Annotated in this window: 1 pseudogene; it reads left to right on the top strand. The window is 70.5% G+C overall.

Annotated elements, in window-relative coordinates:
• Positions 1-241 (top strand): annotated as a pseudogene (locus tag KVS71_RS18465) (tRNA (N6-isopentenyl adenosine(37)-C2)-methylthiotransferase MiaB); the annotation flags it as partial.

The following is a 241-nucleotide window of genomic DNA, read 5'->3' as shown; positions in this document are numbered from 1 at the left end:
CACGAGCCCGCATCCCGCCGCCTTCACGGACGACGTGATCGACGCGGTGGCGGAGACGCCCGCCGTCATGCCGCTGCTCCACATGCCGCAGCCGTCGGGGAGCGACCGGATCCTCAAGGCGATGCGCCGCTCCCATCGCAGCGAGCGCTACCTGGGCATCCTGGACTGCGTCCGCGAGCGCATCTCGCATGTGGCCTTCACGACTGTCACCTTCGTCGGCTTCCCCGGCGAGGCCGAGGAG

The sequence above is a fragment of the Microbacterium sp. GbtcB4 genome, from assembly GCF_019091465.1.
GTDB lineage: Bacteria > Actinomycetota > Actinomycetes > Actinomycetales > Microbacteriaceae > Microbacterium > Microbacterium paraoxydans.
This window is presented reverse-complemented; position numbering and strand designations above follow the sequence as displayed.